The sequence below is a fragment of the Burkholderia sp. 22313 genome (assembly GCF_052045245.1).
Classification (GTDB): domain Bacteria; phylum Pseudomonadota; class Gammaproteobacteria; order Burkholderiales; family Burkholderiaceae; genus Burkholderia.
Window position 1 is genome coordinate 268,861 of record NZ_JBQEON010000001.1, and the last position, 14,342, is coordinate 283,202.

Sequence of the window (14,342 nt, forward strand, 5' to 3'; positions counted from 1 at the left end):
CGTTAATGGTCGTGCGGACAGCGCACCGGAACGCGGTGCGTGCCGGCAGCCACCGCGTCGCCCAGAACCGGACAGACCACGCCAAGGATCCACCATGAAGAAACTGATTGCCGCCGTTTCGATCGCCCTGCTCGCGGTATCGGCAGGCCCCGCCGTCGCGAAGGACTGGACCACGCTGCGCTTCGGCACCGACGCCAGCTACGCGCCGTTCGAATCGAAGGCGCCCGACGGCAAGCTCGTCGGCTTCGACATCGACCTCGGCAACGAGATCTGCGCGCGGCTGAAGGCGAAGTGCGTGTGGCTCGAAAACGATTTCGACGGGATGATTCCAGCGCTGAAGGCGAAGAAATTCGACGCGGTGCTGTCGTCGATGTCGATCACGCCGCAGCGCGCGGAGCAGATCGGCTTCACGACGAAGATCTACAACCAGCCGACCCGGCTCGTCGTGAAGAAGGGCTCGCCGCTACTGCCGACGGCCGAATCGCTGAAGGGCAAGTCGATCGGCGTCGAACAGGGGACGACGCAGGAAGCCTATGCGAAGGCGTACTGGGCGAAGCAAGGCGCGAACGTCGTGTCGTACCAGAACCAGGACGGCGTGTACGCGGACCTCACGTCGGGCCGCCTCGACGCCGCGCTGCAGGACGAGGTGCAGGCCGCGATCGGGTTCCTGAAGTCGCCGCGCGGCGCGGGCTACCAGTTCGTCGGCCCCGAACTCGTCGACGAGAAGGTGCTCGGTGTGGGCGCCGGCATCGGCCTGCGCAAGGAGGACACCGACCTGAAAGCGAAGATCGACCGCGCGATCCTCGACATGGTCAAGGACGGCACCTACAAGCGGCTCGCATCGAAGTACTTCGACTTCGATGTCTACGGCAGCTGAAGCGGCGTCGCGCGCGTCGGGGTGCGATGCCCGTCGCGCGCGGCCCGACCGCCCCTCCCCTGCCCGCCGGACGGCGACGCCTCCCTGACGTTCGCCGCCGCGACGGTTTCATCATCCGTGTCGCGTCACCGGATGCCGCCGATCGTTCGCGTTGCAAACGGATCGCCTGCGCTGGCGACCGCAGGCGCTCGACGTCGTCAACAAGCGAAGACCGGGCGCCGGGGAACCGGTGCCCGCGCGCACATCCCCATGCGGACCGGGTTGGCGAGCGAGAAAGCGCCGGCCCGGCGCGGATGGCCGGGTATCAGCCGGATCCGCCTCGCACCGGGCGCGGAGAGATGGCCTGTCGGCGCATGCCGGCCGGCAGCAAGATGCGCGGTCGACCGGCGATGGGTCGAATCACTGCGATCGCGGCCTGCCGGCCGCGGCGTGTGGCGATCGTTCATCATTTTTCTACCCCGTATTCGATCCGTTGCTTGTACCGGCAACCGGACGCCGCCGGTGCCCCGACGATCCGATGACGACGGCCCATGCCGGCCGGAACGGGGCCATGCCGCCCGTCCTGCCGATCATCCCCGCGGACTGCGTCCTTGCCGGCCCCTCGCAGGGTTCGCTGCCGAACCGGCCGGACGCCACGTCGTCGACGCTCGCACATGAACTACCGCAAGGAGCGGGCCAGCCTCGCATCAGGCCGTCCGCACAAGGCTTTCGTCGGACCAGCCCGCGGCACGAGCGGGCAGGACCTGCGGGACGTTACGAAACTGAAACATGTCGCGCGCGGGCGGCGTCCGCCGTGCGGCGGCAGCGCCTTGCCGGACAAGGCGCTCGGACGATCCGGAAAATTTTCCCGGCAAGGGCGGCAGGCTGCCACCCGCGTTTGCCGCGGTTATCGGCACGGCCGCCGGCACGAAACGTTTCACGCCCTTTACATGCGGCCGGACACCCGCGCACGGGGCGGCCGCGGACGTCGCCGCGCCGCCGTTCAGCCGACCCGCTGGTGGTCCGCGTCGTCAGGCGGCGAGCCGTCCTTGCCGCCGTTGTCGCCGTTGTTGTCGTGGTCGTTGAGCCCGTGCTCGATCATCATCCGGTACAGCGTCACGCGCGAAATGCCGAGTTCGGCGGCGGCCTTGTTGATCCGGTGATCGTTGCGCAGCAGCGCGTTCTCGATCGCGGTGCGCTCGGCGAGCGAACGCGCCTGTTCGAGCGTCACGGGCTCCGTTTCGCCCGGCGCCTCGAGCCCGAGATCGTGCGGCGTCAGCAGCCGGCTCTCGGCCATCACGATCGCGCGGCGCACGCGATTGATCAGCTCGCGCACGTTGCCCGGCCACTCGTAGCGGCGCATCGCGTCGAGCGCGGCCGACGTGAAGCCGCTGATCTTGCGGCCGCTGTCGGCCTTGTATTTCTGCAGCACGTAATGCGCGAGGATGTCGATGTCCTTGCCGCGCGCGCGCAGCGGCGGCTCGTGAATGCGCAGCACGCAGAGCCGGTGATAGAGGTCCGCACGGAAGCGGCCGGCTTCGACCGCGCTGTCGAGATCCACGTGCGTCGCCGAGATGATCCGCACGTCGACGGGAATCGACTCCTGGCCGCCGAGCCGTTCGATCTTCCCTTCCTGCAGGAAGCGCAACAGGCTCGCCTGGCTTTCGACGGGCATGTCGCCGATTTCGTCGAGAAACAGCGTGCCGCCGTTCGCGGACTCGATCCGGCCCGCACGCCGCTGGTTTGCGCCGGTGAATGCGCCGCGCTCGTAGCCGAACAGTTCCGACTGCAGCAGGTGATGCGGGATCGCGCCGCAGTTGATCGCGACGAACGGCCCCTTGCCGCGCACCGAACGCTCGTGGATCGCGAGTGCCGTCAGCTCCTTGCCGGTGCCCGACTCGCCGGAGATGAACACGCTCGCATCGGTTTTCGCGACCTTGCGGATCGTGCTGAACAGCTGCTGCATCGCTTCGCAGTTGCCGATCATCCCGTGCTCGCCGATCGACGCCGCGTAGGCCGCGCCGTCGACGCGATCGAGCGCGGCCATCCCGCGGGCATGGCCGAGCACGTGCGAAATCCATTCGTACGGCAACGGCAGTGTCACGTAATCGAAACAGTAGCTGCGGATCAGCTCGCGCACGGCGACGCCGATCGTGATGCCGGCCTGCGCGGTGGAAATCCAGCCGATCGCCGACTGGCTCAGGCACGCCTTCAGCGCGGGATAATCGCGCGACGTGAAGCCCGTGAAATCGATCAGCCCGGCCGCGACACTCACGCCGGACGTCATGTTCTGCGCGGCGCCGGCCGTCTTCGCGACCGAAATCTCCCAGCCGAGGCCGCGCAGTTGCGCCAGCAACGGCTCGTCCGGCGAACGCATGATCACGAACAGCTTGCGTCCGGCTTCGGGGGCAGTAACGGACACGGGCGGCATCTCGGACGCCGCCCCGTTTGCGTCGGGTGACCTTGCAACCATCGTTGTTCCCCGCTTGGCGTTGGTATCGTGCGCCGGCTCGCCGCCGCGTACGACGGACCTCGATCGAACCGACATATTGGCTGCATTTCCGTCCGAATAAAATCCCCCCGGGCAATAATCGCGCGCCGGGCGGATCCATTCATGATCGGTATATCGACGCCACCGGCGCGCGGCTAGATGGGTGTTATCCCGGTGGCGCGGCCCGTGCGAAGCGAGGCCGGACGGTGAGCGAACGCGCGAAACCGCGCCGGCGCGGGCGCGCAGGCGCGGCACGTCACGCCGGGCACGCGGAATCGGGCCCGCGGCGGGCGCCGGCGCGACCTGTCGGTCGGACCGGCGCGTGCACGTGCAACCGTTTCCGCCTGACGCCGGTCAATCGTCAGATGAAGCGGGACTGATGCACGGACGCAACATGCACCGCATCGCGCAGGGCTGGGTCAGCGCCCCGACGCGAGCGGTGCGAGCGCGCTGGCCCGCCCACGCCCGGCCGCCGCGCCGTCATGGTCGCCGTAGGCGGCGACGAGCGCGTCGACCCGTGCGAGATGATGGCGGTTGTCATGGTCCCACGGATGGAAACCGGGCCGGAAAAAGCTCAGCCATTCCCCCGCGATGCGCGGGAACAGCCCGCGGCGCGGCCCGTACAGGAACGCCATCATGCGCAGCATGCCGCGCACGCGATGCTTGATGTCGCGATCGCGCGACGACAGCGCCCGGTGCATCAGGAATACGGTCGGCCAGAACGTCAGCGTGGTCGCCAGGTACACGCCGACGCGGATCAGGTAGCGGCGCGGGCCCGGCTTCATCACGGCATTCCAGACGTCGTAGGACACGGCCTTGTGCTCGGTTTCCTCGAGCGCATGCCACACCCACATCTGCCGGTAGCCTTCGACCGAGCCGTCCAGACGCGTCGGGTCGCGCAGGATCCAGTCCGCGAGCATCGCCGTGTAGTGCTCGGCCGCGACCGTGTGCGCGAGCTGCACCGAATGCGGCAGCGTGCGCTTCACGAAACCGAGCACCGTCCACACGCGCTTGTCGAGCTTGCGCGCGGGCAGGCGGTTCGCCTGCAGCAGCGCGTTGTATTCGACGTGCTCGCGCGTATGCATCGCCTCCTGGCCGATGAAGCCGAGCACCTGCCGTTTCAGCACGGGATCGTCGATCCGGTCGCGATAGTTGCGCACCGAATCCATGAAAAAACGCTCGCCGGCCGGAAACAGCAGCGACAGCGCGTTGAAGAAGTGGGTCACGTGCGGGCCGAGCCCATGCCAGTCCTTCGCGCGCTCGACCGGCAGGTCGAAGCGCAGGTCGCGGCGCACCGGCATCACGTCGGCTGCGGTGGCGGAAGCGGCTGCCTTCATGGTCGTCATTCTCCTGGTCGTCGGCCGGCCCGGCAGCCGTTGCGGCCTTGTGGCGCGGGCCCAGGGCAGCGCAGCGCGCCACGCCGAAATCTTGACATCGATAGCTGTAAAGATAGGCGCCGGGCCGCGCGACGCGCAAGCCGCGCGGTAGACGCGCGCTTCCAAACGGGGCACGGTCGGAATCGCGGTAAATGCGGCGTTCAAACGACGGCCGGACGGGCCGCGATTCGAACGCGGACGCCGGGTGCGTGGCCGCCATGCACGGGGTGCCCGTGCGGGTTGTCGCCGGCGCGACAGCCCCGCCCGACAGGCGTCTCCGGAACGGGCATGACGGCAGTCGGCACGGTGCCGGACGGACGGTCGACACCGATTCATACACGCGCCCCGCTTGCCCGGCGCCGCCGCGTGAATCCGGCGCTCGAGCCATTCAAACGCGCGTGACATGCGCATGCCGGGCGATGCGCGCCACGGCCGCCGCAGCCGGCGCACAGCCGGCGCACGACCGGCGTGCAGCCGGCCTTCGCCGCGTGCGGCGGCGCCCTGCGCGCTCGCCTACAATAGCGGTTTTACCCAACCCCTTTTCAGGAGAAGTCATGACTGTCACCACGACCGCATCGGGCCTCAAAATCGAAGAGCTGACCGAAGGCACCGGCGCGGAAGCGCAAGCCGGCAAGACCGTCAGCGTCCATTACACGGGCTGGCTGACCGACGGTCAGAAGTTCGACTCGAGCAAGGACCGCAACGACCCGTTCGCGTTCGTGCTCGGCGGCGGCATGGTCATCAAGGGCTGGGACGAAGGCGTGCAAGGCATGAAGGTGGGCGGCGTGCGTCGCCTGACGATCCCGCCGCAACTCGCTTACGGCCCGCGCGGCGCAGGCGGCGTGATTCCGCCGAACGCGACGCTCGTGTTCGAAGTCGAACTGCTCGACGTCTGACGACGCCGCCGGCCGACGCCCTTCCGATGGAACGCATCCCGTCTCCCGCCATCGCGCTGCGCCGTTACGACATGTGCGAAGCGTCCGACCTGCACGACTTTCACCAGATCGTGCTGGGCGTCGACGGCGCGATGGTGATGGCGGTGGACGGCGTCGGCCAGCGCATCGACCGGCACGCGGCCTGGCTGATTCCGGCCGGCGCGCGCCACGATTACGCGGGCCTCGGCGACAATCGCCAGCTCGTGCTCGACCTGCCCGCCGCATCGCTCGCGGTGCCGCAGCGGCTGTTCGATCGCGCGCGGGCGGTGTCGATCGACCCGCGGCTCACGTCGCTCGTCGCGCAGGTCGCGGCGGCCGCCGTGCAATTCGACGGGACGGCCGGCGACACGCGGCGCGCGCACCGTTTCCAGTGGCAGGCCGCCGTGCGTCTGTGCGATGCACTGCTCGGCGACACCCGCGTCGCCGCGCCCGCGGCAGGCCTCGATTTCGCGCGCATCGACCGCTGGCTGCGCGCCCGGCTCGCTCAGCCGCTGCGCATCGCCGATCTCGCCGCGCATTGCGGCTACGGGATGCGCCGGTTTCATCAACTGTTCATCGACGCGTTCGGCGAAACCCCGCATCGCTACCTGCAGCGGCTGCGGCTCGACGCCGCCGTGGTGCTGCTCGCCGAAGGCCATCACGCGCTCGTCGACATCGCCGGCATGGTCGGCTTCGCCGATCAGAGCACCTTCACGCACGCATTCACGAAACGCTTCGGCGTCGCGCCCGGGCGCTGGCGCGGCGAACGGCACTGAGCGGCCCGGCTACGCCGAATTTCCCCAGCACCAACCGCGCCAACCGCGCTTGAGCCGATCGTGCCGATCCGTCACGGCCGGATGGTCGTCGGCCGCCTCGGCCCGTGTCACGTGAAGCCGTGTCGCGCGTAACAGCGGGGCGCATCGGTCCAATGATCACGCTCGTCGCGAACGTGACGCGTATCGACACTTCGCGCCTCCCTGAAACATCGCTTGCCCGCCGCGCCCTACGATGGGCACATGGACAAGACCACCGCTTCCCCCGCCTTCCCGCCCGCGCTGGCCCGCATCGTCGCGACCGTCAGCATCGGCTTCGTCGTCACGCAGCTCGACGTGACGATCGTCAACATCGCGCTCGCGCATCTGGCCGGCGATCTGCATCTGTCGGTCGCCGGCCTGCAGTGGGTCGTCGACGCATATACGCTCGCGTTCGCGGTGCTGATGCTGTCGGGCGGCGCGCTCGGCGACCGCTTCGGCACGCGACGGATGTACGTCGCGGGCCTCGTGCTATTCGCGCTCGCGTCGCTGGCGTGCGGCGCCGCCGTCGCCCCCGCGATGCTGATCGCCGCCCGTGCGCTGCAGGGCGTGGGCGCCGCGGCGATGCTGCCGAATTCGCTCGCGCTGCTCAACGATGCGTGCCGGCACGATCCGCGCCTGCGCGCGCGAGCCGTCGGCTGGTGGACGGCCGCGGGCGCGATCTCGATCGCGGCCGGCCCGGTGGCGGGCGGCCTGCTGATCGCCGCATGGGGCTGGCGCGGCATCTTTCTCGTGAACCTGCCGCTGTGTGCGGCAGGACTGGCTGCCGCGTTCGCCTGGGTGCCCGCACGGCGCACCGGCGCGACGCCGGCCGCGACAACCCCTTCCTCGGGTTCCGTGCGGGCGCTCGACCTGCGCGGACAGCTCACCGCGATCGCGATGCTGACCGCGCTGACCGCCGCCGTGATCGAATGGCGGCCGCTCGGCTTCACGCATCCGGTCGTCGTCGGCGGCTTCGCGCTCGCGGCACTGGCCGCCCTCGCGTTCGTCGCGGTCGAGTCGCGCGCCGCGACGCCGATGCTGCCGCTGTCGCTGTTCCGCCGCCGCACGTTCAGCGCGGCCGTGCTGTTCGGGATCTGCGTGAACCTCACGTACTACGGCACCGTGTTCGTGCTGGCGCTGTACCTGCAACGCGTGCGCGGCGAATCGGCGCTGCAGGCCGGGCTCGCGTTCCTGCCGCTCACGGGCGGCTTCCTGCTGGCGAATCTCGCGAGCGGCCGCGCGGTCGCGCGTCACGGCCCGCGTGCGCCGATGTGCGCGGGCGCCCTGGTCGCCGCGCTCGGCTACGGCGCGCTGCATTGCATCGATGCGTCGACGCCGCTGCCGCTGCTGCTCGTGCCGTTCCTGCTGATTCCGACCGGCATGGGTTTCGCGGTGCCGGCGATGACGACGGCCGTGCTGGCGTCGGTCGAACCCGAGCGCGCGGGTATCGCGTCGGCCGTGCTGAACACCGCCCGACAGGCCGGCGGCGCGATGGGCGTCGCCGCGTTCGGCGCGCTCACGGGCGGCGGCGGCGCGTGGCAGACCGTCGCGGGCCTGCATGTCGCAACCGCTGTGTCGGCCGGGCTGCTGGTCATCGCCGCGCTGCTTGCGACGATGGTCAGGGCCGATGCGCAGCGCGGCGCGCCGGCGGCGCGTCGGGCGATGTCGGCGGCCGATTGAACGGCACGGTCGGCCGTCGCCGGGCGCGCGGCGCACGGCAAAAGGCCGGCTCGCCCGAATCGGGTGAGCCGGCCTGCGCACCGGCCGCACGCGCGTGCGGCCGGTGAAAACATCATCGTGGCAGCGTGCGGCGCCGAATCACGCCGCCGCCTGGATCGCCTCCTCATACACGCCGGCGACGCGGCGCGCGATCACCGCGTTGTCGAAATGCTCGCGTGCATAGCGCTTGCACGCGGCTTCGTCCGGCAGCGCGATCGCGCCCGACAGCGCCGCGCCGAGCCCTTCCGCGATCGCATCCGCGCCGGTCGACGGCAGCACGAGATCGTCGGACAGCCCGGCAACGGCCTCGGGCAGCCCGCCGACCGGCGTGACCAGCACCGGCGTGCCGGACGCAAGCGATTCGACGGTGATCAGCCCGAAGCCTTCGAGCGCGACCGTCGGCACGACGCTGACCGTCGCCGCGCGATACAGCGCCGCGAGATGGTGGTCGGGCACGAAACCGAGCAGCTTCACGTTGTCCTGCAGCCCGGCCGCATCGATGCGCTGCTGCAGTTCCTCGGCGATCTTGCCCTTCCCGGCGATCAGCAGCAGCACGTCCGGATGGCGGCGCTTGACGACGCCGATCGCATCGATCAGATCCTCCAGCCCCATGCGTCGCACGAGGCGGCGCACGGCCAGCACGATCGGCCGGTCCTGCGGCAACTGCAGCTTGTGCCGCGCCTCGGCCGGCGTGAGCGGCGTGTCGAACTGCGCGGTATCGACGCAGCCGGGAATCACGCGCACGCGCGACGCATCGATGCCGTAGCGGTTCGTCAGGATCTGGCCGAACGCCTGCGACAGCACGATCAACCGCGACGAGCGCGTATAGACGGCCTGTTCGAGATAGCGCTTCGCGCGCTGCCCGAGCGACGCGGCGCCTTCGACCTGGCTTTCGTCGGCCCACGGCCCCTGGAAATGCGACACCTGCGGAATCCCGCGCGTCACGTCGAGACCCGGGAACGTGTAGAGCGCGAAGTGCGACGAAATCACGTCCGGCCGCGCGCTGCGAATCTCGTCGCGCAGCGCGCGGCGCGCGGCGAGCATCCGGCGCGCGAGCGTCTGCGACGCGGGCCCGAAGCCCTGGATCGCGCCGCCCGTGTCGTCGGCGACCTTCGGCGAGCCGGCAACGAGCCCGCGCACTTCGACGCCCGCACCGGGCAGCGCGCCGACGAGCGAGTAGTACATCCGGTCGAGGCCACCCGCGCGTTCGGGGAACCAGTGCATGCCGATCTGCAACGATTTGATCGGCCGGGAAGAAAGGGACATCAGGTTTGCTCCTGCGTGACCGCATGCTCGACCCGCTCGAAGGCGGACGGCTGCGAGGGTTGTCCGATGCGCCGGTAAAGCGCGACGTACTGGGCGCCCATGTGGGCCCAGCCGAAACGGGTCATCAGTTCGCGGGCGGCATCGCCCATCGCGCGACAGGTGTCGCGCGACGCCGCGAGCGCGCCGATCGCCTGCGCGAGCGCGGCCGGATCGTCGGGATCCTCCAGCACGATCCCGCATTCGCGCGTGATGATTTCCGCGCCGCCGGCGGTGCGCGCGGTGACGACCGGCAAACCGGCCGCCATCGCTTCCAGCAGCGACAGGCTCATCGCTTCGTAGCGCGACGGGAACACGTAGGCGTCGACCGAGCGCATCAGCGTCGGCATGTTCTTCACGAGCCCGAGGAAATGCACGCGCGAAGCGATGCCGAGCGCGCGCGCCTCGTCCGGATACGGGCTGCCGGGCAAGTAGCCGGCCACCGCGAGGTGGACGTTGGCCGGCAGCGTCGTCAGCGCCTTCAGCACGGTGCCGAGGTTCTTGCGCGGCGTGCGCAGGTCGCCGACGAACAGCAGCAGGAATGCCTCGTCCGGCAGCTTGAACGCCGCGCGATCGGCCTGCGCGCCGGCGAACGCGCTGCCGTCGACGCCGTTGTAGATCACGCTGATCTTGCGGCTGTCGATGCCGAGCCCGGCGATCTCGTCGGCCACCTTCTGCGACACGCCCGTGATCGCGCGCGAACGCCGGTACGCCCAGCGCTCGAGCGCGGTGTTCACGCGCGTATAGACGTACTGGTAAGCCGACCACAGCCCCTTCGTCAGCCCGAACGGGTAGTACGGGCTCTTGAACCAGCCGCCGTGCACGAAGTGCGCGGTATTCACGTCGGCCTTGATCCACGAGATGAAGCCGTTCACGTGCAGCACGTCGATTTCGCCGCGATGCGCGCGCAACCAGGCCGCGCTCTTGAGCGCGAACACCTGCTGCTTGACGAGATTCGACGGCCAGAAGCGTCCGACCGTCACCGGCACCCAGCGCACGCGCGGGTCGGCCAGCAGCTCGGGCGCGACGTGCGACGCAATCAGCGTGACTTGGTAGTTTTCGGCCAGCGCCGCGCGCGCGATTTCGTAATTGACGCGGCCCTGCCCGTCGTTATGACGCACGACATGCGTGACGATCGCGATTCTCAATGGTCGCCTCCCCGTGAACGCGCGGCGGCCAGCAGGCGCTGCGCCTTCTGCCAGTGCGCCGCGGATAGTATGGAAAAAATGGCCGTAAACAGCAGCAGGCCGCCCGTGCCGATCAGCGAGTTCGTGAACACGAGCATCGCGAATACCGACAGGCACAGGCTCAGGCATGCGCCGACGAACTTGTCCTTGCGCAGCTTGAACGCGGCACGCAACGTGCGGGCCAGCAGCATGAACACGCCCGACAGGTACAGCAGCGTGCCGGGCCAGCCGAGCACGAACGGCACGTTCATCACGCCGCTGTCGAAGCTGCCGTACTTGCCGAGCTCGCCGCTGTCGCTCGACAGCTTGGTCGACGCGCCGGTCGCGCCCATCCCTTCGCCGGCGACGTCGGTGAATGCCGTTTGCGCGAAGGTCGCGTAGAACTTGTTGCGGTCGTCGTAGCTGCGGTCATCCTTCAGGTTCGTGATCGACTGCAGACGCTGGCCGAGCCGGTCGGCCACCGGCCCGACGGTCAGCAGCGGCACGCATAGCCCGACCAGCACGACACCGCTGATCAGGATCCGCATCCGCACGCGGTTGCTCGATTGCACGAGCTGGATCGCGAGCGCGATCACCCAGCCGCCCCAGGTCGAGCGCACGAGACTCAACGCGAACGACACGAAGCCGGCCGCGCCCGCGAACCAGCGGACCTTCTGCGGCGCCGCGAACACGAACACCAGGGCGCCCATGATCGCGAACGCGAACGGCCCCGACGAGTTCATCGTGCTGAACACGCGAACGCCGTACGGCACCGGCTCGCCCTGCGAACCCATGTCCGAGCCGATCATCCACAGCACGTCCCACTGCGGCATCACGAAGTACTGCACGACGCCGTACACGCCCATCACGAGCGCGCCCCACATGAACGCGGACAGCAGCACGTCGCGGTACTCGGGGTAGTCGCGCGAGTTGACCATGATGTGAAAGCCGATCAGCACCGGATAGACCCAGTTCGCGAGATCGTAGGTCGCGGCCATCACGCCGCTCGACACGATCCCGACCAGGTACGCGTACGTGAGCCCGAACAGCATCAGCAACACGGGAATCCCGCGCCGCTGGGCGAGCACGCGGTAATGCCTGAGCAGCCCCAGCCCGGCGATCATCGTCACCGCGAGCGGCGCGACCTGGATCAGGCTCGTCGGCGTGAACGCGCCCTTCGACCAGTCGGCCAGGCGCCGCACTTCCGGGCTCAGGAACCACACCCACCACATGAAGCCGACGTAGCGCGCCGGGCTCTTGAAATACAGCCAGAGGCCGACCGCGATGGCCAGCACCGGAAACGCGAGCGTCAGCACCTTGCCCTGGTGAATGGCGATCAGCGCGGCGGTGAACGTCCACAGCCCGGCCTGCCCGACCCAGTGCTTCGGCTCGGGGAGCCATTTGCGGTTGCGCGACGGAGCGCGCTCAGCGGCAATCGTACTCATCGATCCGCTCTCACCGCGACGACGGACGCGAATCCGCGAGCGGCATCGCGCGCCCCGCGGCGGCCGGCGTGCGACGCCGGCGCAGCATGTCGCGCGTGATCCGCACGTGCTGTTCGGCAAACGCCTGCGTGGTCAGGTCGCGCTCGCGCAGGCACGCAGCGGCGGCGCGCGCGCAGTCGAGCGCGGCAACCGGATCGGCGACGAAGCGATCGGCGGCCTGGCGCATCGCCTGTGCGTCGAACGCCGGCACGTAGGCGGCCGTGTCGTGCGGGAAATAGTCGCTGAGCCCGCCGACGTCGGACACGATCATCGGCTTGCCGACCGCCGCCGCCTCGAGCATCACGGTGATGCCCGACGCGTGGAAGTTCGGCCGCAGCGGCACGACGATCACGTCGGCCCATGCGTAGAGCTCATGCTGCTTCGCGAGGCCCGACGCCGACCCGATCTTCACGTTCGGCGCGTGCCACTCGCGCGGCACGCGGCGCCGTGTCGCGAGCCGCACGTCGTAGCGCGCGTCGCCGCCGAACGCGGCGAGGAAGGTACGCCAGTCGCGGTCGCGGTCATTGCCGATCGCGGCGATCCGCAGCGGCCGGTTCGGCTGCCACTGCCGCGGCTCGACCGGCGGGAAGTCCTGCGTGTTCAGCCCGTAGTACACGAACTCCGCGTCGCGCCCGAGGAAGCGGCGGCACAGTTCGGCGTTGTCGCGGGCGAGCGTCGTCAGCGCGTCGGCGCGGGCGAGCAGCTTGCGATACAGCCAGCGGCGCGGGCCGCCGAACGTGTTCCACTTGTCGAACAGCCAGACGCTCTGCGCGAGCAGCAGCGGGCGCTTGCCCGGTGCGCCGGCGAGCTTGAGAATCAGCGCGGCGGCGAGATGCTCCTGCTCGGTGTGCGTCCAGATCACGTCGGTGTTCAACAGCGCGGCGCGATTGCGCCATGCGTGCGCGACGTCGAAGCCGAGCGCCGCCTTCAGCGCACGGCGCGCGAGGCTCGCGACGCGGCTCTCGCGCCGGTCCTGCGAATAGGTCAGCCGGAATTCGTCGGATTCGGCGTGGTGATAGCCGTACAGGCAACCGATGTCCTCGCCTTTCCGGTAGGTGCGCGGATCGGCGCCGTAGAACAGGTGGACGTGAACTTTCGTGGCAGTCATGTCAGCCTCCGCCGGGCCGTCGGATGATGTGCCGACGGACAAGCTTCCGGGAGATGGGGGGGCTGCGCCCCCCCAAGCGAACAAAGTGAGCGTGGGGGTTGTGCCATTTAGTGCCCTCCGGGGGTGGCCGTGCGTCGGACGCGCGGCCCGTTCAAGACGTCACCGGCGGCATCGCCGCACGGTGGGGGGCAAGGTTCGCGCGGCGCGCCTCGCGCGCGCCGCGGCGCACCGCGCGCCAGTGCTCGCGCACACGGTCGCGCCGCGCGGTATGCAGCGACAGCAGCACGTGCGCGAAGCCGGGATAGACGCGCGTGCCGACCAGCGTCCACCACCACCACGCGATCTCGCGCCGCACCGGCGGCAGATGCTCGCGCAGGATCACGTGCAGGTTGTACGCACCGTTGCTGATCGCATTCAGCGACGCGGCGTCGCGCCGGTCGTCGTCGAAACGCTCGGCCGGAAAGTGATCGACGGCGATCGCCGGGTCGTAGACGAGCTTCCAGCCTGCGCGCTGCACGTGCATGCTGAACGCCATGTCGTTGTGCACCTGCGCACCGGCGCCGCGCAGCCGCGTGTCGAAGCGCAGCCGCTCGATCGCCGCGCGGCGATAGCTCATGTTCGCGCCTTTCAGCATGTCGACTTCGCGTGCGCCGCCGACGCCGAGGTGATGGTTGCCGATGATCTTGCCGGACAGCGTGAGCTGGCCGACGCGCTCGCGCGACTCGTCGAGCACGCGGCCTTTCTCGTGAACCCAGTCGCGGCCGCCGACCGCACCGGCGCGCGGATCCGCCAGGAAGACGGCTTCGACGCGCGCGAGCCAGTCGGCACGCGGCGCCGCATCGTCGTCGGTGATCGCGACGATGTCGCCGGTCGCCGAGTCGAGCCCCTTGTTGAGCGCGGCGACCTGCCCCGGCACGTCGACCGGCACGATCCGCAACGGCAGCGCGCCGCCGACCGACGGATCGGCAAGGCGCTCGTGCGTGGCATCGTCCTCCGGGCGCGCGACGACGATCACCTCGTCGGGCAGCCGCTGCTGGCGCTGCAGCGCCAGCAGGCAGCGCGCGAGGTCGGCGGGACGCCGGTAGGTCGGAACGAGCACGGAAATTTTCATCGGGGGTTCTCCAGTCGGCCG

The 14,342-nt window shown here is 69.7% G+C and carries 11 protein-coding genes; 4 read left to right on the top strand and 7 right to left on the bottom strand.

The window, feature by feature from the left end:
- The first annotated feature begins 94 nt into the window (after positions 1-94).
- The gene (locus tag ACTJKF_RS01135) at positions 95-877 is read left to right on the top strand and encodes an ABC transporter substrate-binding protein (RefSeq protein ID WP_440621699.1); all 783 of its coding nucleotides are present in this window, start codon (positions 95-97) and stop codon (positions 875-877) included.
- A 982-nt stretch (positions 878-1,859) separates the two neighbouring features.
- Here ACTJKF_RS01135 and ACTJKF_RS01140 read toward each other — a convergent pair.
- Both ACTJKF_RS01140 and ACTJKF_RS01145 read right to left on the bottom strand, forming a co-directional pair.
- Positions 1,860-3,329 (bottom strand): sigma 54-interacting transcriptional regulator, encoded by a 1,470-nt coding sequence (locus ACTJKF_RS01140; RefSeq protein WP_440621700.1) that lies wholly within the window; start codon positions 3,327-3,329, stop codon positions 1,860-1,862.
- Positions 3,330-3,766: 437 nt separating this feature from the next.
- The gene (locus tag ACTJKF_RS01145; protein WP_440621701.1) at positions 3,767-4,684 is read right to left on the bottom strand and encodes a metal-dependent hydrolase; all 918 of its coding nucleotides are present in this window, start codon (positions 4,682-4,684) and stop codon (positions 3,767-3,769) included.
- A gap of 593 nt (positions 4,685-5,277) precedes the next feature.
- Here ACTJKF_RS01145 and ACTJKF_RS01150 point away from each other — a divergent pair.
- The 3 genes from ACTJKF_RS01150 to ACTJKF_RS01160 all read left to right on the top strand — a co-directional run bounded on the left by ACTJKF_RS01150 (position 5,278) and on the right by ACTJKF_RS01160 (position 8,111).
- A complete protein-coding gene (locus ACTJKF_RS01150; RefSeq protein WP_440621702.1) occupies positions 5,278-5,619 on the top strand; it encodes an FKBP-type peptidyl-prolyl cis-trans isomerase in 342 nt (113 codons plus the stop codon).
- A 26-nt stretch (positions 5,620-5,645) separates the two neighbouring features.
- Complete coding sequence (locus ACTJKF_RS01155; RefSeq protein ID WP_440621703.1) at positions 5,646-6,413, top strand: AraC family transcriptional regulator; 768 nt, start codon at positions 5,646-5,648, stop codon at positions 6,411-6,413.
- Between the two features lie 240 nt (positions 6,414-6,653).
- The gene (locus ACTJKF_RS01160; RefSeq protein WP_440621704.1) at positions 6,654-8,111 is read left to right on the top strand and encodes an MFS transporter; all 1,458 of its coding nucleotides are present in this window, start codon (positions 6,654-6,656) and stop codon (positions 8,109-8,111) included.
- Between the two features lie 138 nt (positions 8,112-8,249).
- On the opposite strand, the gene ACTJKF_RS01165 is transcribed toward ACTJKF_RS01160, so the two are convergent.
- The 5 genes from ACTJKF_RS01165 to ACTJKF_RS01185 all read right to left on the bottom strand — a co-directional run bounded on the left by ACTJKF_RS01165 (position 8,250) and on the right by ACTJKF_RS01185 (position 14,321).
- The gene (locus ACTJKF_RS01165; protein ID WP_440621705.1) at positions 8,250-9,416 is read right to left on the bottom strand and encodes a glycosyltransferase family 4 protein; all 1,167 of its coding nucleotides are present in this window, start codon (positions 9,414-9,416) and stop codon (positions 8,250-8,252) included.
- Positions 9,416-10,600 (bottom strand): glycosyltransferase family 4 protein, encoded by a 1,185-nt coding sequence (locus ACTJKF_RS01170; protein ID WP_440621706.1) that lies wholly within the window; start codon positions 10,598-10,600, stop codon positions 9,416-9,418. The genes ACTJKF_RS01165 and ACTJKF_RS01170 overlap by 1 nt, the downstream gene beginning before the upstream one ends.
- On the bottom strand, positions 10,597-12,063 hold the full coding sequence (locus tag ACTJKF_RS01175) for an O-antigen ligase family protein (RefSeq protein WP_440621707.1): 1,467 nt from the start codon (positions 12,061-12,063) through the stop codon (positions 10,597-10,599). Before ACTJKF_RS01175 ends, ACTJKF_RS01170 begins: the two co-directional genes overlap by 4 nt.
- Positions 12,064-12,073: 10 nt before the next feature.
- Positions 12,074-13,210 carry a glycosyltransferase family 4 protein gene (locus tag ACTJKF_RS01180; RefSeq protein ID WP_440621708.1) on the bottom strand — a complete coding sequence of 379 codons (1,137 nt, stop codon included), beginning with the start codon at positions 13,208-13,210 and terminating at the stop codon, positions 12,074-12,076.
- Positions 13,211-13,361: 151 nt separating this feature from the next.
- On the bottom strand, positions 13,362-14,321 hold the full coding sequence (locus ACTJKF_RS01185) for a glycosyltransferase family 2 protein (protein ID WP_440621709.1): 960 nt from the start codon (positions 14,319-14,321) through the stop codon (positions 13,362-13,364).
- Positions 14,322-14,342: the final 21 nt, after the last annotated feature.

Excerpts from the sequence above, each read along its gene's own strand:
- ACTJKF_RS01135 (WP_440621699.1), top strand. The coding sequence starts at position 95 with ATGAAGAAACTGATTGCCGCCGTTTCGATCGCCCTGCTCGCGGTATCG.
- ACTJKF_RS01140 (WP_440621700.1), bottom strand. The coding sequence starts at position 3,329 with ATGGTTGCAAGGTCACCCGACGCAAACGGGGCGGCGTCCGAGATGCCG.
- ACTJKF_RS01145 (WP_440621701.1), bottom strand. The coding sequence starts at position 4,684 with ATGAAGGCAGCCGCTTCCGCCACCGCAGCCGACGTGATGCCGGTGCGC.
- ACTJKF_RS01150 (WP_440621702.1), top strand. The coding sequence starts at position 5,278 with ATGACTGTCACCACGACCGCATCGGGCCTCAAAATCGAAGAGCTGACC.
- ACTJKF_RS01155 (WP_440621703.1), top strand. The coding sequence starts at position 5,646 with ATGGAACGCATCCCGTCTCCCGCCATCGCGCTGCGCCGTTACGACATG.
- ACTJKF_RS01160 (WP_440621704.1), top strand. The coding sequence starts at position 6,654 with ATGGACAAGACCACCGCTTCCCCCGCCTTCCCGCCCGCGCTGGCCCGC.
- ACTJKF_RS01165 (WP_440621705.1), bottom strand. The coding sequence starts at position 9,416 with ATGTCCCTTTCTTCCCGGCCGATCAAATCGTTGCAGATCGGCATGCAC.
- ACTJKF_RS01175 (WP_440621707.1), bottom strand. The coding sequence starts at position 12,063 with ATGAGTACGATTGCCGCTGAGCGCGCTCCGTCGCGCAACCGCAAATGG.
- ACTJKF_RS01180 (WP_440621708.1), bottom strand. The coding sequence starts at position 13,210 with ATGACTGCCACGAAAGTTCACGTCCACCTGTTCTACGGCGCCGATCCG.
- ACTJKF_RS01185 (WP_440621709.1), bottom strand. The coding sequence starts at position 14,321 with ATGAAAATTTCCGTGCTCGTTCCGACCTACCGGCGTCCCGCCGACCTC.